The following is a 19035-nucleotide window of genomic DNA, read 5'->3' on the forward strand; positions in this document are numbered from 1 at the left end:
GTCCCTGCCACTTTTACGATCAGAGAACTGAAACCGATGTCCGGCCGATGTTCGATGAGCTGTCAGCCCGCTTTGAAGACGCCGTCAAAGGGCTGAGAGGCCAGGATCAGATCAGCGAAACCAATGTGGAGGGCGCGCTCAAGGATGTGCGCCGCGCTCTGCTTGAAGCGGATGTGAGTCTGCCGGTTGTTAAAGATTTCGTCGCCGAGGTGCGGGAAAAGGCAGTGGGCGCCGAGGTGGTGCGCGGGGTCTCTCCAGACCAGAAGTTCATTCAGGTGGTGCACGACCAGCTGGTGGAGGTGATGGGCGGCGACAACGCCCCCCTGGCCAAGGCTGAGCAGGCTCCAACGGTGGTGCTGATGGCCGGTCTGCAGGGGGCTGGTAAGACCACGGCAACAGCCAAGCTCGGACTCCACCTCAAGGACCAGGGTCGACGGGCGCTGATGGTGGGTGCTGATGTGTATCGACCTGCAGCGATTGAGCAGCTGAAGACGCTCGGTGCTCAGATTGATGTCGAGGTGTTCAGTCTTGGTGCTGACGCCAAACCGGAAGACATTGCGGCGGCAGGTCTTGCCAAGGCCAGGGAAGAAGGTTTCGACACGCTTCTGGTCGACACCGCCGGTCGTCTGCAGATCGACACCGACATGATGGAGGAGATGGTTCGGATCCGAACCGCCGTGCAGCCGGATGAGGTGCTGCTGGTGGTGGATTCGATGATCGGTCAGGAAGCAGCCGATCTCACCAGGGCTTTTCACGACCAGGTGGGGATCACCGGAGCCGTGCTCACCAAGCTTGATGGCGATTCCCGTGGTGGTGCCGCTCTGTCGATCCGCAAGGTGAGCGGTCAACCGATCAAGTTCATCGGCACAGGGGAGAAGGTGGAGGCCTTGCAGCCGTTCCACCCTGAGCGGATGGCGAGCCGCATCCTCGGGATGGGCGATGTGCTCACCCTTGTGGAGAAGGCCCAGAAAGAGGTGGAGCTTGCCGATGTCGAGCAGATGCAGAAGAAGCTGCAAGAAGCCACCTTCGACTTCTCGGATTTCGTGAAACAAATGCGCCTGATCAAGCGCATGGGATCGCTGGGGGGATTGATGAAGATGATCCCGGGCATGAACAAGATCGACGACGGCATGCTCAAGCAGGGAGAGCAGCAGCTGAAGAAGATCGAAGCGATGATCGGCTCGATGACGCAGCAGGAGAGGGAGAACCCTGACCTGCTTGCCAGCGAGCCCTCACGTCGTCGGCGCATTGCCCGTGGCAGTGGCCACCAGCCCCCCGATGTCGACAAGGTGCTGGCTGATTTTCAGAAGATGCGAGGTTTCATGCAGCAGATGTCCCAGGGGCAGATGCCTGGCATGGGCGGAATGCCTGGAATGGGTGGTATGCCTGGCATGGGCGGAATGCCCGGGATGGGTGGCATGCCTGGAATGCCAGGTGGCATGCCGGCACGTCGTGGCGGTGGTCCCCCGAGGCGGCAGCGACCGGTCAAGAAGAAGAAGGGCTTCGGAGAGCTCTGACCGGCGGCAGGTTAAGTTGGTTGTTTGGCGCTTCTGTCAGCTGCGCCGAACAGTTCCAACCCACAGCCAGCGCCACGATGATCAAGCTCCGCCTGAAGCGGTTCGGTAAGAAGCGGGAAGCAAGCTTCCGCCTCGTGGCCTGCAACAGCACTTCGCGCCGTGATGGTCGTCCTCTGCAGGAGCTGGGGTATTACAACCCCCGCACCAAAGAGACCCGCCTTGATGCTGAAGCACTGCGTGAGCGTCTGAGCCAGGGCGCTCAGCCAACCGATGTTGTCCGCACCCTGCTTGAGAAGGGTGGTTTGATCGAGAAGAAAGTTCGACCAGCAGAAGTGGTCGGTAAGGCCAAGCAGGCTCTCAAGCGTGAAGCTGATGCCAAGCAGGCGTCCAAGGATGCTGCTGAAGCCAAGGCCGCAGCTGAAGCTGAAGCCAAGGCTGCCGCTGAGGAATCTGTTGGCGATGACGCCGCTAGTGCTGAAGGCTGATCGACAGGATGTCCGAAGCAACCTCACCTGGTCGCTTCGTCTTTGATCTGCCGCACACGGAGGCCGCACTTGCACTTGCAGGTGGACCGTCCTCTCAAACCCTGCGTCAACTCGAGGCTCTGACGGGGACCAGTTTGGTTCTGCGTGGTCTGCAGCTCGAGATCAGTGGCCGGCCCAGTCAGCTTGAGCGCACAGCCGCTGTTGTTGAGCTGTTGCGCAAGTTTTGGGAAGAGGGTGAAACCATTTCACCTGTTGATCTTCAGACTGCGCTTCAGGCGCTTGACACCGGTCGCAACCATGAGCACGAAGCCATGGGTCAGCAGGTTCTGGCGCGCAATCAGCGGGGCAGTCTGCTGCGCCCGCGCACCTTGCGTCAGAAGGCGTATGTGGAGTCGATGGAGCGACACGATCTCACGTTTGCGCTCGGTCCTGCCGGCACCGGTAAAACATTTTTGGCCACCGTTTTGGCCGTCCGCATGCTCACTGAGCGCAAGGTGGAGCGGCTGGTGCTGACCAGGCCTGCCGTTGAGGCGGGGGAGCGACTGGGGTTTTTACCTGGTGATCTTCAGCAGAAAGTGGATCCCTATCTGCGTCCGCTCTACGACGCCCTGCACATGTTGCTGGGCCAGGAGAAAACAGCAGCACTCCTTGAGAAGGGGGTGATTGAGGTGGCACCACTCGCCTATATGCGTGGCCGAACCCTGGCGGAATCCTTCGTGATCCTTGATGAAGCTCAGAACACCACGCCGGCACAGATGCGCATGGTGCTGACCCGTTTGGGAGAGCGTTCCCGCATGGTGGTGACTGGAGACATCACCCAGGTGGACCTGCCACCAGGCCAGCTCAGCGGTTTGGTGGAAGCCTCGGAGGTGCTGGATGGGGTCGACGGTGTGGCTGTCTGCCGTTTGACATCGGCTGATGTCGTCCGTCATCCGCTCGTGCAGCGCGTGGTGGATGCCTATGCACGGCGCGATAAGAGCCATCCGCGTCGCGATGCCAAGCCGACGCGGCGTTCGATGGGGAGATCCGCACCGGGCTAAAAGCCACAACCTTGTTGTAGCTGGCAAGATGTAGCAAGTGATCTGGGGCAACATGCCAGCCAGCAGCAACTTTCAAAACGCCATCCGCGAGGCGCAATCCAGCGCTCTGGTAGGCCCCAACGTGGTGAACAAAGCCCTCCCTTACGTGGGGGGTGGCATGGTTTTGACGGCTCTAGGGGTCCTCGGCGGCCTCTCAATGCAGCCCATGCCTTCCCTTGGTCAGGCAGGCAGCCCTCTGTTTTTCCCTTTGTTCATTGCTGCCTTTATCGGAGAGATTGTTCTCTTCTTCATGGCAAGTAGTGCAGCGAACAATGCCAACAACGCCAAAGCACTGCCGTTGCTCGCCGCCTTCAGTTTGCTGACTGGCTTCACCCTCAGTGGAATTGTTGGCCTTGCCTATCAAGTGGCGGGCATGGGTTCCATCGCCACTGCTGTGATTGCAACAGGCCTAACTTTTGTGATTGCTTCGGTCGTCGGCAAAAAAATGAGCGACAGCGTCGGGCAGGCTCTGTCCGGCGTGGTTGGTCTTGGCTTGATCGGCTTGATCATTGCCATGGTGGTGCAATTCATCGGTGGATTCTTTGCACCGGAGATGTTCCAGCAAGGCACGTTCGAATTGATGATTGCCGGCTTTGGAACAGTCCTGTTTGTGGGAATGGCGTTCGTGGATTTCTACACGATGCCTCGCACTTATAACGATGATCAGTACCTGGCCGGTGCTCTGGGGATGTATCTGACCTACATCAACCTGTTCGTCTTCATCCTGCGCCTGATCATTGCTCTTCAGGGCGGCGGCCGCCGCGACTGAGTTCCGCAAGAGTCTGATCTTTTGAAAACCAACCCCGGCTATGACCGGGGTTTTTTGATGGCTGAGATTTCAAGAGTCGTTCTCTTTCCGTTCAGCAAAGCGCTTGGTGATGAATTCAACGACATGCTTTGAGCAGAAGACATGCAGCTTGTTTCTGCCCCAATAAAAAACCCCGGATCAAGTCCGAGGTATCGACATCGGTTGATCCCCATCACCCGGCCGATGGCGTTAACGGTACTCAGGATGCGACGAAAGTTGTCTCAACTTCAGATTGCCCTAATAGTGTTGCAAGCAGATGCTTCATGGTTCGTCACGCCAGATCTGGTGCGGGCTGTGATCAAGCGGCCTGTTTGGGTGTTTGTCTGGGATTACTCGGCAACGGCTTGCACGGCATCGCCGATGGCGCGCTTTTGGTGATCGTCATACCCCCAGCGTTCCAGAAAGGCCAGATCTTCGCCTCGACTGTGGTTCGCTGCTTCCAGCAGGATCTCCAGTCGGTCTTTGACGCGCTGAGAATCAAGCTGGCGCAGCAGTTCGGAACAGCGTTGATTCACGCGCTCTGATCCGGCGGCTTGCTCATCGTCATTGTTGTTGCGGTGATGCACAGCCATGGCTGCGCTCATGGCCAGATTGCGTGCCGTGAGATCCACCACGCCGTCGCCCGCTTCGCGCAGTTTGATCAGCAGGGCATCCGGAAGCCTGTCCATCAGGGCGCTGTCTCCCGCAAGACTCACCACAAAGAAGCCCCTGGCGCCATCGCGGCTGGCCACGAGTGCTCCGACTCGGTCGGCCATGACTTCATCGCTGATTTCGTCCTGGTCCCATTGCTTCATCCAGCCGGCGGCGATCTCCATGGCTTCCTGGAAGCTCGGCTCTCGCTGGGTCATGAACGGCAACTGATTGGAATTCCAAGCCTATGGGCAGGGTGCAGTCTGCAGGCGATGCTGAAGGGATGGATGCAGCTTCAACGTCGTTGTCTGACGGCTACCGCTCGGGCTTTGTCGCCCTGATCGGACGCCCCAATGTGGGCAAGTCAACGCTGGTGAATCAACTGGTGGGCGACAAGGTGGCGATCACCTCTCCGGTGGCCCAGACCACACGCAATCGCCTCAGAGCGATTCTCACCACGCCAGCTGCTCAGCTAATCCTTGTTGATACTCCAGGCATTCACAAGCCGCATCACCTGCTTGGGGAGCGTCTGGTTCAGAGCGCGCGCTCTGCGATTGGGGAAGTGGATCAGGTGTTGCTGCTGCTCGAGGGCTGCGAACCGCCCGGCCGTGGTGACGCTTTCATCGTCAATCTTCTGCGTCAGCAGCGCTTACCGGTGCAGGTGGTGCTCAATAAATGGGACATGGTCCCGGTCGATCGCAAGCCCGAGGCTGATGCGGCCTATCGCGAACTGCTGGCGGAGACCGACTGGCCTGTGCACCATTGCTCAGCCTTGAACGGTGCCGGCTGCCCGGAGCTTGTGAGCGCAGTCAGTGCTCTGATGCCCGAAGGGCCTCAGCTGTATCCAGCCGAGATGGTGAGTGATCAGCCCGAAAAGCTGCTGATGGCTGAGTTGATCCGCGAACAGGTGCTGATGAATACCCGCGAAGAGGTGCCTCACAGCGTGGCGGTGAGCATCGATCGGGTGGAGGACATGCCGGCGAGGGGGAAAGGGAAAGCTCGCACCGCCGTTTTGGCCACCGTGCTGGTGGAGCGCAAGAGCCAGAAGGGCATCCTGATCGGCAAAGGCGGAGCCATGCTCAAGACCATCGGTCAAGGTGCTCGCCTGCAGATGCAGAACCTGATCGACGGTCCCGTGTATCTGGAGCTGTTTGTGAAGGTGGTGCCTGACTGGCGCAGTAAGCCTCAGCGACTGGCAGAGCTCGGCTATGCCGAAGAGCGCATCTGATGGATGGCCGAGCTGCTGGATCTGTTCCCTTCCCTGCGAAGATGGCTTGATGGATGAGACCGCTTTCCCTCCAGCTGATCTGAAGGCGTTCCTCGCACTGTGCGTGGGGTCCTGGATGAGCCTGCGCAGCCGCTTCGACCTCGGTGGCTCCGAGGATGACTGGCATACCAGTGACCGGGGCGAGGTGACCGTGAGCCTCAGTGATCAGGTCGCTGAGTCGGTCCTGTCGGTGCAGTCTGCGGATGGAGCCGCCAGCGAACTTCGCTTTGCCAGCGATGGTGATCTCGTGGTGATGGCTCAAGGGGAAGAGCGCAGCGGCCGCTGGCAGCTGCGTGACGATGCCAGCCTTGAACTGGAACTCAAAGATGACGACTCGGCGGCCACCGTGCTGGAGCGCATCTGGTTCATTAAGCCCAATCTGCGCCTGCGTAGCACCACGGCCATCGCCACGGATGGAACCCCTCTTCAGGCGCGCTTTTGCTCCGAGATCCGGCGCGTTTCATCTCCTCAGGCCTGAGCTGTGGCGCCCTATCGCCTGGATGTGATCAGCCTCGCGCCCCAGGCGTTTGCGCCGATTGAGGAGCTTGGCGTGATCGGTAGAGCCTTCGCTGCTGGACGGGCCGAGCTGTATCTGCACAATCCTCGCGATCACGCCACGGATCGCTACCGCAAGGTTGACGATGAGCCCTATGGCGGTGGTGCGGGCATGGTTCTCAAGCCGGAGCCGGTGTTCGCTGCCTTCGAATCGATTCCGCAGAGCCCTCGGCGCAGGGTGCTGTTGATGACGCCACAGGGCAGGCCTTTGGCACAGGCAGATCTTCAACGCTGGGCTGAGAATCACGACCAGTTGGTGCTGCTGTGCGGTCACTACGAAGGCTTCGACGAACGCATTCGCTCGCTGGCTGATGAGGAGGTGTCGCTTGGCGATTTCGTGCTCACCGGTGGGGAGCTGCCAGCCATGACGGTCATCAATGGCGTGGTGCGTTTATTACCCGGCACTGTGGGAACGGCGGCTTCGTTGGTGGAGGAAAGCCATAGCGACCTCTTGCTGGAACATCCGCATTACACCCGTCCTGCCGACTTTCGGGGGATGACCGTGCCTGATGTGCTGCGCAGCGGAGACCATGGCGCCATTGCCCGATGGCGCCAGCAGCAACGTGAACAGCGCACCGCTGATCGACGCCCTGATCTGCTGGATCGTTGGAAGCGACGCTCCAACGCCGAGAATGACAGCGATGGCACGACCTGACCGCCAGCACCCATGAACCTCCGCATTGGCAATGGCTACGACACGCACCGGTTGGTGGAGGGGCGTCCATTGATCCTGGGTGGTCAGCGCCTGGAGCATCCCGATGGCCTGGGGCTGGATGGTCATAGCGATGCCGATGTGCTCGTCCATGCCGTGATGGATGCGCTGCTCGGAGCGCTGTCGCTCGGCGATATCGGCAAGTATTTCCCTCCCACTGATCCCCGCTGGAAGGGTGCTGACAGCTTGGTGTTGCTGGAGCAGGTCGTGGCCCTGGTGAACGATCGGGGTTGGCAGATTGTGAATGTGGATTCCGTTGTGATTGCCGAACGGCCCAAGCTCAAGCCACACATCGAGGCCATGCGCGGGGCGATTGCCCTGCGCATGGGTCTGGACCCCGATCAGGTGGGTGTGAAGGCGACCACGAACGAGCGGCTTGGTCCCGAGGGTCGGGAAGAGGGCATGTCATGCCATGCCGTCGCGCTGCTGACCAGGCCATGACCCTGCAGCAACTCAGCAGAGATCTCTTTACCGTGGTCGCCTCCTGTCTGGCGGCATTACTCCTGTTTTCCGGTCATCCCGATGTCAGCCTCGCCGCCTTTTCAGACCCCGATGGCAGCTACGACGTTGCCGTGATCGAGCATCTGCGCATCCAGGTTCCCAGTCAGGGTCGCAAAGCCTGGCTGGATGCGGAACGCGGCAGCTGGGAGCCCTGGCTGGCTGGTCAGGATGGGTTTATTGGTCGTGATCTGCTTTGGGATCCAGAGACCGAAGAAGGCACCTTGCTGATTCGCTGGAGCAGTCGTGAAGCCTGGAAAGCGATCCCGGAGCGTGAAGTGGAAGCCGTTCAGGAACGTTTTGAGCAGCTTGCCCGCCAAGCCACCGGTCAGAAAGAGGGCAATCCTTTTCCGCTGGTGTTTGAAGGCGAGTTGTTGCCGCCGTGACCGCTCAGGAGTCACGCCTCGACCTCGAGCGTCGTCATCGGCTTGGGATGGTCGAAGCCGTTTGGGGTGAACACAAGAGTGTTGATCAAATCGTGGCGATCCTGCTGGCGATGCAGGCTGCCGGTGAGCTCGCTCTGGTGACCAGGGTGGATGCAGACAAAGCGGCTGCGGTTCAGCAACGCTGTCCTGATGTTCAGGTTCACGGGCAGGCGGCCTGTCTCACCCTCGGTGAACTTCCAGAGATTTGGCAAGCCGCGCAGGTGGCGGTGTTGAGTGGCGGGACCAGTGATCGTCGTGTGGCGGAGGAAGCATCTCTGGCGCTGAGCGTTCATGGGGTTTCCACCGCCTGCTTCCTGGATGTGGGGGTTGCCGGTCTTCACCGTCTGCTGGGTGTGCTGCCAGAGCTCACAACGATGTCGGTGCTGATTGCCTGTGCCGGCATGGAGGGCGCTCTGCCAACGGTGCTGGCCGGTCTGGTCCCTCAGCCGGTTATCGGTGTACCGGTGTCTGTGGGCTATGGGGTCAGCTCCGGAGGCCGGGCTGCACTCGATGGCATGCTCGCCAGCTGCGCTCCGGGACTCAGCGTCGTGAACATCGACAACGGCTATGGCGCTGCCATGGCGGCCCTGCGCATCCTCAAGGGTGCGGCTGTCTAGGCAGCAACGGTTGAACCGGTTCACTGGGGTCGAGGTCCAGCATCGTTTCCACCCAGAGACGCATCGACCGTGGCAGCCGGTTTTGCTCGTAGCGATGCAGCGCTTCAACCAACACGGTTGAGTTGACCCAATGAGGTGACCGAGCGCGCATCGTTGCTGAGCGACACGCGGAGGTTGGATGAAGCTGACCCTCTGAGCAAGAGGGGACAATTCAGGTTCCGGATTGTGATCGGTTGAGTGCCGGCAGCAGCTTCAATCAGAGGTGCTGGAGATTCGGATAAGCCGTGACCAGCTCATCGGCGCTGAGAACATCGCCAACGCCGTCTGGCTGCCAGATCACCTCAAGAGCCATCAGGTCGCTGGAGGCCGTGGAACCAAGGATGCGCAACGATTCCCGCAACTGTTCGCCGTTGTCGGCCTGTTTGAGCTTGACCACGCTGCGGCTAGCCACCAAAACGGTGACCACGATGAATTCACTGGTGGCGTCGGCATCACCGCGCGCCGTGAGGTCGCTGCCAGCCGATTGAACTCCACCCACATTGGTGGTCAGTTCTTCGCGCAATTTGCTGCGCTCTGTCATCGACAGTCGGTTGAAGGTGGATTCGGCCGCATTGAAGGGCACGCTGCCTGATTCCACGTTGGCGTAGACCCACAAATCGGGTTGACGCAGCAGTGCCAAGGTCGTGTCCTGCAGCACCCGCTGCAGACCACTGGAGTTGCTGGTGTCGGCGCTGTTGGCGAGTTGGCGTAGGTCGCTCTGCAGATCCTTGGCGCTGGCCAGCAAACCGATCTGGAGTTGCAGCAAAGACACCGGGCCCATCGCCATCTCACGGGGACGCTCGTAGCCGCCCATTGCCGGACTCCCAGCACCTGCCCCAGCGCCACGGAAGGCATTCACAAGCACTCCGACAAATGCCATCAGCACCATGAAGCCCAGGAGGCCGCCGCCACCGAATCCGAAGAACGGAATGATGAAGGGAAATCCAATGCCACCGCCGTAGCCGCGGTTGTAGCCGCCTCGCATGCCACCTCCCATCCCGCCGCCGCGGTAACCACCGGTGCGAGGCATGGAGGGTGCTCGGAAACTGCCGCCGCCGATTCGACCACCTCGTGCTGCGTCACTCGGCAGCGGGTGGAAGACCAGCAGCCCCATCATCAGCACCGGCACCATCAGGCCGGAAAGCCAGCGTCGCAGCTGAACCAGGGCGGAACGATTCGGCAATTGGCCCAAAACGGCGTTGAAAACTGAGTCGATCCTAGGAACCCCCGCCAACGATGGTGACGATCTCGAGGCTGTCACCGTCCTTGACCTGCTGCTCGGCCCAGCGATCTGGAGTGAGGATCAGACCGTTGAATTCCACCACCACCAATTTGGGGTGATGGCCGAGCGCTTCAACCACCTGATCCAATCGGTTGAGACCTGCTTTGAGCTGATGCTGTTCGCCGTTCACCGTGAGCTGCATGGGCTGAACCGAAGGAATGAAATCAGAGCGTCAATGATTGGACCTCAGCTGAGCAGTTGCAGCAGTTGGCGACTGGCAGCAGCTGGGTCATCGGCCCCCATGATCGCGCTCACCACAGCCACACGCGCTGCGCCCGCAGCCACAACATCTGAAACGTTGGCGCTGTTGATGCCGCCGATGGCGAACCAGGGCACCTTGGCTGAATGCTCGGCTTGTCGCACCCAATCCAGACCGGCTGGAGTCCGATCCGCCTTGGTGGCGGTGGCATAGACCGGCCCCACCCCCAGATAGTCCGCACCGTCCTGCTGAGCTTCCAGGAGTTGTTCGAGCCGATGGGTGCTGCGGCCGATCAGCTTGTCGGGCCCCATCAGCTGCCGAGCCTCTGCATGGGGGAGGTCTTCCTGTCCGAGATGCACCCCGTCAGCATTCACGAGCAAGGCCAGATCAATGCGGTCGTTGATGATCAGCAGTGCTTGGTGTGCCCCACACAGCTCGGCAAGCTGACGTGCTTCCTGCAGTCGCACTGCATCAGCTCCCTGCTTGCGCCGGTACTGCACGAGTGAGACGCCTGCTTGCAGCGCCAGTTCCACCTGTTGCACCATCGCACCGCTTGCCTCGCTGTTCCCGGGATCGGTGATCAGGCAGAGGCGTGAGCGTTCCAGGCGCTGATGCCGTTGGTTCAGCCCGCAGGCCTCCAGGATGCGCACCTCATGGTCGTAAAGCGCATAACGAACGTTTGCAGCTGTCTGGGCCAGCTCGGAATCACCGGTGCGCGCGAATTCTTCAATCACCCGCAAGGCTTCTTGCACTCTGCTGGCATTGGCTTTCAACACCTGGGTGCTGTCGGTGCGGCTCTGCTGAGCGGGATGAGTGAGCCCCGCAGCGGTATCGGTCGCCGTGGAACGGGCTTGCCTGTAACAGTCCGCGTGCAGCTGTCCCAGCTGCTGTCGCCAGTCTTTGAGGGGGACCACCAGGTCTTGTCGGTCCAGCCCGAAGCGACACCAGTCCTCGATCACCCGCAGCCCCTCACGGGCGCGGTCGAGGTTGGCATCGATCAGCCTGGCAATACGCGTGTCAGTGCAAGGGGCGATGGGCATCCATTCCATGGCACTGTGGGCAGGATCTCATGTCTGGTGTTGCGATGGAGAACGGTGGATCAGAAAGCACGATGCACGTTTTGGTGTGGGGCATCGGTCTTCTCGGTGGCATCGGCGTTTTCATCGTGTGGGGCCTGACCAACGCCTATCCGGCGGTGTCCTGAAGCCGCGCCCTGGCCTGCTGAGCATCACGATTGATCTGGGCACTGAGTTCCTCCAGGCCTGAGAAACGCTGCTGGCCGCGCAGTCGTTCCACCGGCTCCACCCTCAGAATCCGGCCCACCAGTTCGCGGCGTGTGTCGAGCAGATGCACCTCCACCGCTGAAGGCGAGTCGGGATCGACGGTGGGTTGGGGCCCGAGGTTCATCACGGCCGGAAGCGCAAGCGTCTCGTTGTCGACCCAGGCCCGCGCGGCATACACCCCCAGGCCAGGCAGGAATTTTCTGCCATCCACTTGCAGGTTGGCAGTGGGCCATCCCAGTTGCCTGCCAAGGCCGCGGCCTTGGACCACCTCGCCCTGGAAGCAGTAAGGCCGTTGCAGAAGGTCACTGGCTGTAGTGAGGTCGCCCTCTGAGAGGGCTTCACGGATGCGACTACTGCTCATGCGGCCCACAGGGTCTTCCAGAATCGGCAGCACGCTCACCTTTACGCCAGCTGCCTCCGCCAGGCTGCGCAGCGTGTCGGCGCCTCCTTCGCGACCACGCCCGAAGCGGAAGTTGGCGCCGATGGCGATGTGACGTGCCTGCAACGTGCCAATCAGAATCTGATCAACGAATTCGGCCGCACTGAACTGAGCCAGCTGGCGGTCGAAGGGCACCAGCACTAACTGCTGGATGCCAAGTGGTTCGAGCAAATGCAGCTTTTCGTCGGGGAGGTCCAGGCGAAGTCTTGGTTCGCCATGCAACACCTCGCGTGGGTGTGGCCAGAAACTCACCACCGTGGGGATGCCGCCTGCAGGCTGTTGGCACACGGCTTCGATCACCCGCCGGTGTCCGGCATGCAGCCCATCAAAGCTGCCCAGCGCCAGGGCGGTGGGCATGCGGGCCTCCTCAGGGGAGCAGAGAGGAATCAACGGGCCGTGCACGGTGCAGTGGTTGATGGCAAGTTTGGACGACAGACCTCCTCGCCCGCATGGCTGATCGGCTCGACTTCCAGCTGCTGGCCCTTGGCCTGCGGCGCACTGCCTGGATCCGCTTCTGGATTCAGACCGCTCTCGGTGTGGTGGTGGTGGGGGTGCTGATGTTCAACAACATCGGCGGCAGCCTGTCCCGCAATGCTGATCGGGCCGTTGGGCTCAGTCCGGGCCTGTCGCTGACCACGCTCTCGTTTTTCGTGCTGTTGTTCAGCCTCTGGCAGGGATGGTTGATCGTGCGTCTCGGCCGTGCGCTCGATAGTGGCGCTCGCCCCAGTCGCGGTGAGGCCAGCCGTTTGCTCAAACGCGGAATCCTTGCCGACTTGCTGGGGTTGGTGTTCGCGTCGATCGGGTATCAGTCATTGGCCGGAGCCCTGTTTGTGCAGGCGTCTTCGCAGACCCCTGGCATCGCCATCGGCGGTGCGGGTGCTGCCGAAAACCTGGCGATCACGTCGCTGGAAATGCTCTCGGTGCTGAGCAACACCCAGGTGCTGTTCGCCCATCTGATCGGCTTGCTGTTTTCGCTCTGGATGCTGCAGCGGATCTACCGGACCCGTTGACCATCAAGTTCAACCTGGGGCAGGCCACTCAGTGATCCACGCCAGAACAGTTCGGGTTGAATCGGTGTGAGCGAGGGGGAATTGGTTCCGATCTGGGCCACGTCCGTTGGCCAGTCGCGGGGACCATCTCCACCCGACTCCAGGTCTTCGACCACTTTCCCTGCCAGCCAGTAATAGGAACGACCCTGAGGATCGGTTCGAGGACTGAACTGTTCCCTGTAACGACGCACCGACAGCCTGGTCCAGCGCATGGCTCCCATGGCCTCAGGTTTGCAGGGTGGCAGGTTCAGATTGAGCAGCAGATTGTCAGGCCATCCCTGCCTCAGCGCGGATTCGGCCGTATCCATGGCGATCACAGCAGCCCCTTCGAATTCCCGCCACTTGAAGCAAGCACTGCTCACGGCCATGGCCGGACGGCATTCCAGGGTGCCTTCCATCGCCGCTGCAACTGTGCCGGAGCAGAACACATCGGTGCCGAGATTCGGACCGTGATTGATGCCCGACAGCACCAGGTCTGGTGGCGTCTCCAGCAGTTCACAGATCGCCAGTTTCACGCAATCGGCAGGGGTCCCACTGCAGGCCCAGGCGGTGATGCCCTGGCCGAACAGCTGGTCGGCTCGCTCCGCTCGGATCGGTTGCTGAAGGGTGAGGCCATGGCCAGTTGCCGAGCGCTCCTTGTCGGGGCAGACCACGGCCACCTGATGGCCGCGGGCGGCGGCGGCTAGGGCCAGGGCCTTGATTCCATCGGCAAAGATGCCGTCGTCATTGCTGATCAGAATCCGCAGCGGGGCCATGGGGTTGTGTACCTGTGGGGCGAACCTAGTCGTGATCACTGCTTACAGTCAGCTGTCGTGATGTCAAAGCCTTGAGCGCCTCCGTGTCCCTGCAGCAGCTCACCGACCAGCTGGAAGCGCTTGAAGCTGAGGCTGCTGAAGCGATCTCTGCGGCGGCTGATGCCGATGCGCTGGAGCAGCTTCGGATCGGATTGCTCGGCAAAAAAGGGCGACTCTCCGGCGTGCTGGGGGCGATGGGCAAGTTGCCAGGGGATGAACGGCCGCTGGTGGGTCAGCGCGCCAATGTGCTCAAAACCCAGGTTCAGACTCTGCTGAGCGATCGCCTGCAAGCGGTGAAGCAGGCGGCGATGGAAGCCCGAATCGCCTCTGAGACCCTGGATGTCACGGCACCTGCCCAGGGCATCCTCATGGGCCATCGCCACCCCCTGATCACCACCACCGAGGAGATCGTTGATCTCTTCTGCGGTCTTGGTTATCAGGTGGAGGAAGGCCCTGAAGTGGAAACCGACCACCACAATTTCACCGCCTTGAACATCCCACCGGACCATCCGGCTCGGGATATGCAGGACACTTTTTATCTCAAAGACAATCTGCTGCTGCGCACACACACCTCACCGGTGCAAATCCGCCATCTTGAGACCCATGCACCACCGGTGAGGATCGTGGCCCCAGGCCGTGTGTATCGCCGCGATGCAGTGGATGCCACCCATTCGCCGGTGTTTCATCAGGTGGAGGTGCTGGCGATCGATGCAGGGCTCGATTTCAGCCATCTGCGCGGCACGGTAATGGCATTCCTCAAGGCGTTTTTCGGGGATCTGCCCGTGCGCTTCCGCGCCAGTTACTTCCCGTTCACCGAGCCGTCAGCCGAAGTGGATGTGCAGTGGCGCGGCCGCTGGCTGGAAGTGATGGGCTGCGGCATGGTCGACCCAGCAGTGCTGGAGGGTCTGGGTTTGGATCCTGAGCGTTACAGCGGTTTTGCCGCCGGCTTGGGAGTGGAGCGGTTCTGCATGGTGCGCCATGGCATCGACGACATCCGCCGTCTCTACACCAGTGATCTGCGATTTTTGGAGCAGTTCTGAACCGTTTGCTCTAAGTGGTCTCCCTCGCCAAACAGCAGCTTCTGCGCAATGTGAGTGAACCACTCTCAACATTGCGATCCTGTTCGCTCTCTGATCAAAAAGTCTCTGCGTGTGTGTCAGAGCAGGATCCTTCTCATAAAGTGAGCACGATGTTGCCTGCTGCGATCGGTGCCCCGTGTAGGACTGATCGTCAATGACGGCAAGCCGCTGGCGGTTGACACCGCGAGCACTATTCAGTCGCGTCTGGAGCGGGGCGGTCACGAGGTCATCCGCGCCAGTAGCTCAGGCGGGATGGTGGGTTTCGCCAATCCTGATCAGCACCTCCGCATGCTCGGGTACAACGCCTGTGTGCCGGAGGGGTTTGATCAGTCGATGGTGCTGGCCATCGTGCTGGGTGGCGATGGCACGGTGTTGTCCGCAGCGCGTCAAACCGCTCCTGTGGGAGTGCCGATTCTCACCATCAATACAGGCCATCTCGGCTTCCTGGCCGAGGCCTATCTCGATGATCTGGATCATGCCCTGGAGCAGGTGCTCACCCAGCAGTGGACGATCGAAGAGCGGGCCAATCTGGTGGTGAGTGTGATGCGCGGCGATCAGCGTCGATGGGAAGCCTTGTCACTCAATGAGATGGCGTTGCACCGAGAACCGCTCACAAGCATGTGTCACTTCGAGATCGCCATCGGACGCCATGCTCCGGTGGATATCTCCGCCGATGGAGTGATTCTGTCGACCCCAACGGGTTCCACGGCTTATGCCCTGAGTGCCGGTGGACCGGTGATCACACCGGATTGTCCGGTGCTGCAGCTCACGCCGATCGCTCCCCATTCCCTGGCGTCCAGAGCACTGGTGTTCAGTGACGCTGAGCCAGTCACTGTTTTTCCGGCCACACCGGAGCGCCTGATGATGGTGGTTGATGGCTGTGCAGGTTGTTATGTGTGGCCGGAGGATCGCGTGTTGATTCGCCGCAGTGATCATCCCGTTCGCTTTGTGCGTCTCAGGGACCATGAGTTTTTCCAGGTTCTGCGCAACAAGCTGGGCTGGGGGCTGCCCCATGTGGCTAAACCCGACCGGCCATGACCGCTACGTATGGCTCCATGGCAGCCAGCGTTGATGATGCTGTTGTGTTGCTGGTTGGTGGCGAGGCAGCAGCACTGGCGGAACGCCTGAGGGCTTCGGGATACGCCCCGATCGACTGGACCGGTGGTGACGAAAGCGGTCTGGCTGCTGGCTCCAATCGAGCTCCGGTTGCAGCGATCCTGGCCAGCGACCAGGGATCAACGGTTCTCGAGCTGCGCTCTTGTTTTGGTTCTCTGCCGATTCTGATTGGAGTGAGCGAAGACAGCATTGCCGCCCGAGAGTTGGTGTTTGCTTCTGGTGCAGATGATTTCTGGTTCACCCGCAGTGCACCAAGCGATTTGCTGCAGCGGTTGCGCTTGCATCTCTCGATTCAATCCCGAAGTTCATTGAGACCTCCGCTTCTGCAGCTCGCTGATCTCAGCGTGGATCTCAGTTGCATGCAGGTGCGTCGAGGTTCGCGCTCGCTGCTCCTCACGGCCAGAGAATATGCGCTGTTGGTGCTGCTGCTCGAGGAGCGTGGCAGGGTTGTCAGTAGAGAACGCATCCTTCGAGATGTCTGGAAGGATGACCAGGGTTCCTCCAGCAACGTGATCGAGGTGTATGTGCGTTATCTGCGCCAGAAACTCGAGGAAGATGGCGAGCCTCGTTTGATTCATACGATCCGCGGTCGTGGCTATTGCCTCAACGACGGGGTATCTAGCTTGCGGTCGAGTTGATGGACCAGCCACCACTGCCTCCCCAGACCTTGCCGATCGAAGCGCGTTGGTGCCTTGACCAGCATCCTCAGCGTTGTATCGCTCTTGAGGTTGCTGACCAGCCTGATGAGCAGCAGCGGGGCTTGATGCAACGCCCAGCCCTGCCGCCGCTGCGAGGCATGTGGTTTCCGGCCCGACCCTCTCGGCCGATGCGTTTCTGGATGTTGCACACGCTCGCGCCTTTGGACATGCTGTTTATCCGTGACGGCAGGGTGCTCAATATTGCAGCCAATGTGCCGGTGTGTGCGGCATTGCCTTGTCCCTCTTACTGGGCGGACGTAGATGCCAATGGCCGCGCTGACTTTGTTGATGGCGTGATTGAGCTTGGTGCGGGGGAAGCTCTGCGCTTAGAGATTCAACCCGGTGATCTGGCCACGATTGAATCAAACATTGCAAAATAACATCGTGGTTATGAAGTCGACTTTTTAAAGCTATGCAAAGTGATGAACTATACATTGCTCTGAATTGTTGATTGATGATTGCTTGGTGAGATGTTGATGATCTTGCTGATTGTTCTTCTCTCAAGAAGGATTCGATCAATTACCCGTGCTTTTGGTGTCAGATTGTGCGGCTTTGGCCGTGCATGGCTATGTTGAATCGATTAAGAGTCGTATGAAATGATTTCCTGTTATCTGCAGAAACTTGTTGGCCAAATCAGGTCAAAACCCAATGAAGAGTGGCTTCGACTTAAGGATGTGATTGAGTTTGGTGGTGATGCTGGATTAAAAGTCTGGATCAAAGAAGTCGCATCTCTGGCCTCAGATCTTGAAAGTAATTTTGAATTTGCATCCAAAGGGAAGAAAGCCAAGTATTGCCTCAAAAAAGTTCAAGCCCTTGAAGACCGCTATCGAAGACAGGCTGCTGCTTATAAAAAGGCAATCGATGTTGGCCTGATTCATGACAACAAGTTGCCAAGGCTTTACAGCTCAAATATGACCTGGCTGATCAATCGTTACGCGCGCTAGCGATGGTGTGCTTTGTCGATCGACACCTTGATTGATAGCAATTAAAGGCAGGACTGCTTCATGTGATCTGGCCTGTTGTGATAAATCATGCCAGCGAGGCTTGCCGTCCGAGCAAGTATCTGCCAAAGCGACAAAGTTATGACATCTCCTGTGTCATCCTTTTTCTACGAAGCGGATGATCGTTATTGTCGTGAAGTTGAGCAATGGTGGCAAGAAAGGATTCGATATTTGATCAGCAACGGTCAGGCTTATGACGCTGCAGCTCTCTTTGAGGATTTTGAGCTTGAGCGGAAATTGACCATTGTGAAGCCTGAGAGTGATGAAGTCAGGTGACTATTCCACGTTGAATGATTGATAATTCCGATTGAGATCGTTTGCGGGTCAGGGGATCTCTGCTGATCCGCCATTGCAGAAGTTGACTGATCGGTTCATCAGCTCTGTAGGGCTTTTGCCTTCGTGCCAATCTTTGAGCTGATGGAAGCGATTGTCCACGCAGTGATTCCACACCCTGGCTTGTTGAGTGATTGAGCCCATCTGAAGCAGGAACACGGCGCCACCCAAAGCTGCCAAGGTCTTGAAGACGGGCAGTTGGGGCATGGTTCCGGTCACGATCTCAATTTCCTTGCGTTCCACAGGCGTCTGTTGCTGGTTTACCAGGCTGGCTCAGTGGCGGTCCAGCCGTACTCCTTGAGCTGGAACCACAGGGCAACAGCGTCCTCGTATCCCATGCTTCGTCGGCTCTTCAGAAGTGCCGCCTCGTTGCCTGGTATGGGTTTGCCGTTGTCAACAACCACTCCTGCGTTGAGTGCCCAGGCCTTTGAGTCTCTGCGAAATCTTGCATACCAGTATCCCTTTAGGTCCTTCAGCCATCCATCCATCGCTCGACATCGCCAGCACTGAGAACCAAGCGCAGTAGTGCAGTTGTACTATGCCAGGTCGTTGCCGGTTATTCAGGGGTGTAGATGCGCCCTAGGAGGATCCTGGACGCCAATCTGACTCGAAAAGAATCAGTCCAGTGGCCTTTGTCAGCCATCGAGATGACCTCTTTGATGAAATGGGTGTTTGCCTCTCTCTTTGTCATCTCCGCTGCTGCAGCTCACATTCGTCTTACACGAGGTTCTGTTGCAAATTCAAGGGCTGGATCTCAATGTTGTTCTTGTTGTGCTTTAAGGGGGCATGTGCGGACTCATAGCAATCTTCCAAGGCCACGAAAAGATCCTTGTAGAGGTTAAACAGGGTTCAGAAGACAAAGAACTTCATCAACTCATCGTCGCTCTTTGATCCATGGCGGTTCTAGTCCTCGTTGGCTGAGCAAGCAATTCACTGAAAAGTTGAGTTGTCTTGTTGGTCCTTGGCTAGCAGTGCAATTCTGCGGATTTCATCCAAAGAATGCCTTGCGTGCTTCACCGTCTTTCAGCATTCACTGCAGCAACGCAAGCTGTCCTGGCAGGAGACTGCGCCTCCGGCTCGGCATTGATCGCAAGACGCGCTATGAAAGGGAGAATGCACAGATTTTGCGA

Annotated in this window: 26 protein-coding genes; 17 read left to right on the plus strand and 9 right to left on the minus strand. The window is 59.3% G+C overall.

Annotated features, from left to right (window positions below; genetic code table 11):
- Positions 1-47: 47 nt before the first annotated feature.
- From ffh to DXY37_RS02925, 4 genes are all read left to right on the plus strand, one after another.
- Complete coding sequence (gene ffh, locus DXY37_RS02910; RefSeq protein ID WP_115125275.1) at positions 48-1517, plus strand: signal recognition particle protein; 1470 nt, start codon at positions 48-50, stop codon at positions 1515-1517.
- 77 nt (positions 1518-1594) lie between these two features.
- The gene (gene rpsP / locus DXY37_RS02915; protein WP_115125382.1) at positions 1595-2002 is read left to right on the plus strand and encodes a 30S ribosomal protein S16; all 408 of its coding nucleotides are present in this window, start codon (positions 1595-1597) and stop codon (positions 2000-2002) included.
- An 8-nt stretch (positions 2003-2010) separates the two neighbouring features.
- Complete coding sequence (locus DXY37_RS02920; RefSeq protein WP_115125276.1) at positions 2011-3042, plus strand: PhoH family protein; 1032 nt, start codon at positions 2011-2013, stop codon at positions 3040-3042.
- A 52-nt stretch (positions 3043-3094) separates the two neighbouring features.
- Positions 3095-3850, plus strand: coding sequence for a Bax inhibitor-1 family protein (locus DXY37_RS02925; protein ID WP_115125277.1), 756 nt, complete (start codon positions 3095-3097; stop codon positions 3848-3850).
- 368 nt (positions 3851-4218) lie between these two features.
- Here the strand turns inward: DXY37_RS02925 and DXY37_RS02930 are convergent, their stop codons facing one another.
- Entirely contained in the window at positions 4219-4737 is a 519-nt protein-coding gene (locus DXY37_RS02930) for a hypothetical protein (RefSeq protein ID WP_115125278.1), read from the minus strand.
- Between the two features lie 65 nt (positions 4738-4802).
- On the opposite strand from DXY37_RS02930, the gene era reads away from it, so the two are divergent.
- Genes era through larB form a run of 6 tightly spaced genes read left to right on the plus strand, consistent with a single transcriptional unit; the run spans position 4803 to position 8593 of the window.
- Positions 4803-5747 carry a GTPase Era gene (gene era, locus DXY37_RS02935; protein WP_115125383.1) on the plus strand — a complete coding sequence of 315 codons (945 nt, stop codon included), beginning with the start codon at positions 4803-4805 and terminating at the stop codon, positions 5745-5747.
- 49 nt (positions 5748-5796) lie between these two features.
- Positions 5797-6264, plus strand: coding sequence for a phycobiliprotein lyase (locus DXY37_RS02940; RefSeq protein ID WP_115125384.1), 468 nt, complete (start codon positions 5797-5799; stop codon positions 6262-6264).
- A gap of 3 nt (positions 6265-6267) precedes the next feature.
- Positions 6268-6996, plus strand: a complete 729-nt coding sequence (gene trmD, locus DXY37_RS02945; protein WP_115125279.1) for a tRNA (guanosine(37)-N1)-methyltransferase TrmD — start codon at positions 6268-6270, stop codon at positions 6994-6996.
- Positions 6997-7008: 12 nt separating this feature from the next.
- The gene (ispF, locus tag DXY37_RS02950) at positions 7009-7494 is read left to right on the plus strand and encodes a 2-C-methyl-D-erythritol 2,4-cyclodiphosphate synthase (protein ID WP_115125280.1); all 486 of its coding nucleotides are present in this window, start codon (positions 7009-7011) and stop codon (positions 7492-7494) included.
- Positions 7491-7937: a TIGR03792 family protein gene (locus tag DXY37_RS02955; RefSeq protein WP_115125281.1), complete on the plus strand. Its 447-nt coding sequence runs from the start codon at positions 7491-7493 to the stop codon at positions 7935-7937. Before ispF ends, DXY37_RS02955 begins: the two co-directional genes overlap by 4 nt.
- Positions 7934-8593, plus strand: coding sequence for a nickel pincer cofactor biosynthesis protein LarB (gene larB / locus DXY37_RS02960; RefSeq protein WP_115125282.1), 660 nt, complete (start codon positions 7934-7936; stop codon positions 8591-8593). Before DXY37_RS02955 ends, larB begins: the two co-directional genes overlap by 4 nt.
- Here larB and DXY37_RS13170 read toward each other — a convergent pair.
- The 4 genes from DXY37_RS13170 to DXY37_RS02975 form a co-directional block, all read right to left on the minus strand.
- Positions 8574-8744, minus strand: coding sequence for a hypothetical protein (locus DXY37_RS13170; protein WP_170951755.1), 171 nt, complete (start codon positions 8742-8744; stop codon positions 8574-8576). The two genes, larB and DXY37_RS13170, sit on opposite strands and share 20 nt — an antisense overlap.
- 105 nt (positions 8745-8849) lie before the next feature.
- Complete coding sequence (locus DXY37_RS02965) at positions 8850-9824, minus strand: DUF1517 domain-containing protein (protein WP_369818435.1); 975 nt, start codon at positions 9822-9824, stop codon at positions 8850-8852.
- A gap of 25 nt (positions 9825-9849) precedes the next feature.
- Positions 9850-10056, minus strand: a complete 207-nt coding sequence (thiS, locus tag DXY37_RS02970) for a sulfur carrier protein ThiS (RefSeq protein WP_067094274.1) — start codon at positions 10054-10056, stop codon at positions 9850-9852.
- Positions 10057-10100: 44 nt separating this feature from the next.
- Positions 10101-11162 carry a thiamine phosphate synthase gene (locus DXY37_RS02975; protein WP_115125283.1) on the minus strand — a complete coding sequence of 354 codons (1062 nt, stop codon included), beginning with the start codon at positions 11160-11162 and terminating at the stop codon, positions 10101-10103.
- A 20-nt stretch (positions 11163-11182) separates the two neighbouring features.
- On the opposite strand from DXY37_RS02975, the gene DXY37_RS13655 reads away from it, so the two are divergent.
- On the plus strand, positions 11183-11317 hold the full coding sequence (locus DXY37_RS13655) for a hypothetical protein (RefSeq protein WP_255355638.1): 135 nt from the start codon (positions 11183-11185) through the stop codon (positions 11315-11317).
- Here DXY37_RS13655 and DXY37_RS02980 read toward each other — a convergent pair.
- Complete coding sequence (locus DXY37_RS02980) at positions 11299-12225, minus strand: bifunctional riboflavin kinase/FAD synthetase (RefSeq protein WP_115125385.1); 927 nt, start codon at positions 12223-12225, stop codon at positions 11299-11301. The genes DXY37_RS13655 and DXY37_RS02980 overlap by 19 nt on opposite strands.
- A 59-nt stretch (positions 12226-12284) precedes the next feature.
- On the opposite strand from DXY37_RS02980, the gene DXY37_RS02985 reads away from it, so the two are divergent.
- Positions 12285-12845, plus strand: a complete 561-nt coding sequence (locus DXY37_RS02985; RefSeq protein ID WP_067094286.1) for a DUF3611 family protein — start codon at positions 12285-12287, stop codon at positions 12843-12845.
- On the opposite strand, the gene surE is transcribed toward DXY37_RS02985, so the two are convergent.
- Positions 12830-13639 (minus strand): 5'/3'-nucleotidase SurE, encoded by an 810-nt coding sequence (gene surE, locus DXY37_RS02990; RefSeq protein WP_115125284.1) that lies wholly within the window; start codon positions 13637-13639, stop codon positions 12830-12832. The genes DXY37_RS02985 and surE overlap by 16 nt on opposite strands.
- 71 nt (positions 13640-13710) lie before the next feature.
- Between surE and pheS the strand changes: the two genes are divergently transcribed.
- From pheS to DXY37_RS03015, 5 genes are all read left to right on the plus strand, one after another.
- Positions 13711-14718 carry a phenylalanine--tRNA ligase subunit alpha gene (gene pheS, locus DXY37_RS02995; protein WP_115125285.1) on the plus strand — a complete coding sequence of 336 codons (1008 nt, stop codon included), beginning with the start codon at positions 13711-13713 and terminating at the stop codon, positions 14716-14718.
- A gap of 168 nt (positions 14719-14886) precedes the next feature.
- Complete coding sequence (locus DXY37_RS03000; protein WP_115125286.1) at positions 14887-15795, plus strand: NAD(+) kinase; 909 nt, start codon at positions 14887-14889, stop codon at positions 15793-15795.
- A complete protein-coding gene (locus DXY37_RS03005; protein WP_115125287.1) occupies positions 15792-16511 on the plus strand; it encodes a winged helix-turn-helix domain-containing protein in 720 nt (239 codons plus the stop codon). The genes DXY37_RS03000 and DXY37_RS03005 overlap by 4 nt, the downstream gene beginning before the upstream one ends.
- Complete coding sequence (locus DXY37_RS03010; RefSeq protein WP_115125288.1) at positions 16511-16951, plus strand: DUF192 domain-containing protein; 441 nt, start codon at positions 16511-16513, stop codon at positions 16949-16951. Before DXY37_RS03005 ends, DXY37_RS03010 begins: the two co-directional genes overlap by 1 nt.
- A gap of 216 nt (positions 16952-17167) precedes the next feature.
- Positions 17168-17515 carry a hypothetical protein gene (locus DXY37_RS03015; protein ID WP_115125289.1) on the plus strand — a complete coding sequence of 116 codons (348 nt, stop codon included), beginning with the start codon at positions 17168-17170 and terminating at the stop codon, positions 17513-17515.
- 381 nt (positions 17516-17896) lie between these two features.
- Here DXY37_RS03015 and DXY37_RS03025 read toward each other — a convergent pair whose 3' ends face one another.
- Positions 17897-18112 (minus strand): hypothetical protein, encoded by a 216-nt coding sequence (locus tag DXY37_RS03025; protein ID WP_136975536.1) that lies wholly within the window; start codon positions 18110-18112, stop codon positions 17897-17899.
- Between the two features lie 53 nt (positions 18113-18165).
- A complete protein-coding gene (locus DXY37_RS03030; RefSeq protein WP_115125291.1) occupies positions 18166-18393 on the minus strand; it encodes a DUF1651 domain-containing protein in 228 nt (75 codons plus the stop codon).
- Between the last annotated feature and the right edge of the window lie 642 nt (positions 18394-19035).

The organism is Synechococcus sp. GEYO (assembly GCF_900473955.1).
Taxonomy (GTDB): Bacteria; Cyanobacteriota; Cyanobacteriia; order PCC-6307; family Cyanobiaceae; genus Synechococcus_C.

What these genes read in the sequence shown, in the direction of transcription:
- ffh (WP_115125275.1), top strand. Translation starts at nt 48, where the DNA reads ATGTTCGATGAGCTGTCAGCCCGCTTTGAAGACGCCGTCAAAGGGCTG.
- rpsP (WP_115125382.1), top strand. Translation starts at nt 1,595, where the DNA reads ATGATCAAGCTCCGCCTGAAGCGGTTCGGTAAGAAGCGGGAAGCAAGC.
- DXY37_RS02920 (WP_115125276.1), top strand. Translation starts at nt 2,011, where the DNA reads ATGTCCGAAGCAACCTCACCTGGTCGCTTCGTCTTTGATCTGCCGCAC.
- DXY37_RS02925 (WP_115125277.1), top strand. Translation starts at nt 3,095, where the DNA reads ATGCCAGCCAGCAGCAACTTTCAAAACGCCATCCGCGAGGCGCAATCC.
- DXY37_RS02930 (WP_115125278.1), bottom strand. Translation starts at nt 4,737, where the DNA reads ATGACCCAGCGAGAGCCGAGCTTCCAGGAAGCCATGGAGATCGCCGCC.
- era (WP_115125383.1), top strand. Translation starts at nt 4,803, where the DNA reads ATGGATGCAGCTTCAACGTCGTTGTCTGACGGCTACCGCTCGGGCTTT.
- DXY37_RS02940 (WP_115125384.1), top strand. Translation starts at nt 5,797, where the DNA reads ATGGATGAGACCGCTTTCCCTCCAGCTGATCTGAAGGCGTTCCTCGCA.
- ispF (WP_115125280.1), top strand. Translation starts at nt 7,009, where the DNA reads ATGAACCTCCGCATTGGCAATGGCTACGACACGCACCGGTTGGTGGAG.
- DXY37_RS02955 (WP_115125281.1), top strand. Translation starts at nt 7,491, where the DNA reads ATGACCCTGCAGCAACTCAGCAGAGATCTCTTTACCGTGGTCGCCTCC.
- DXY37_RS13170 (WP_170951755.1), bottom strand. Translation starts at nt 8,744, where the DNA reads ATGCGCGCTCGGTCACCTCATTGGGTCAACTCAACCGTGTTGGTTGAA.
- thiS (WP_067094274.1), bottom strand. Translation starts at nt 10,056, where the DNA reads ATGCAGCTCACGGTGAACGGCGAACAGCATCAGCTCAAAGCAGGTCTC.
- DXY37_RS02975 (WP_115125283.1), bottom strand. Translation starts at nt 11,162, where the DNA reads ATGGAATGGATGCCCATCGCCCCTTGCACTGACACGCGTATTGCCAGG.
- DXY37_RS13655 (WP_255355638.1), top strand. Translation starts at nt 11,183, where the DNA reads ATGTCTGGTGTTGCGATGGAGAACGGTGGATCAGAAAGCACGATGCAC.
- DXY37_RS02985 (WP_067094286.1), top strand. Translation starts at nt 12,285, where the DNA reads ATGGCTGATCGGCTCGACTTCCAGCTGCTGGCCCTTGGCCTGCGGCGC.
- surE (WP_115125284.1), bottom strand. Translation starts at nt 13,639, where the DNA reads ATGGCCCCGCTGCGGATTCTGATCAGCAATGACGACGGCATCTTTGCC.
- DXY37_RS03005 (WP_115125287.1), top strand. Translation starts at nt 15,792, where the DNA reads ATGACCGCTACGTATGGCTCCATGGCAGCCAGCGTTGATGATGCTGTT.
- DXY37_RS03010 (WP_115125288.1), top strand. Translation starts at nt 16,511, where the DNA reads ATGGACCAGCCACCACTGCCTCCCCAGACCTTGCCGATCGAAGCGCGT.
- DXY37_RS03015 (WP_115125289.1), top strand. Translation starts at nt 17,168, where the DNA reads ATGATTTCCTGTTATCTGCAGAAACTTGTTGGCCAAATCAGGTCAAAA.
- DXY37_RS03025 (WP_136975536.1), bottom strand. Translation starts at nt 18,112, where the DNA reads ATGCCCCAACTGCCCGTCTTCAAGACCTTGGCAGCTTTGGGTGGCGCC.
- DXY37_RS03030 (WP_115125291.1), bottom strand. Translation starts at nt 18,393, where the DNA reads ATGGATGGATGGCTGAAGGACCTAAAGGGATACTGGTATGCAAGATTT.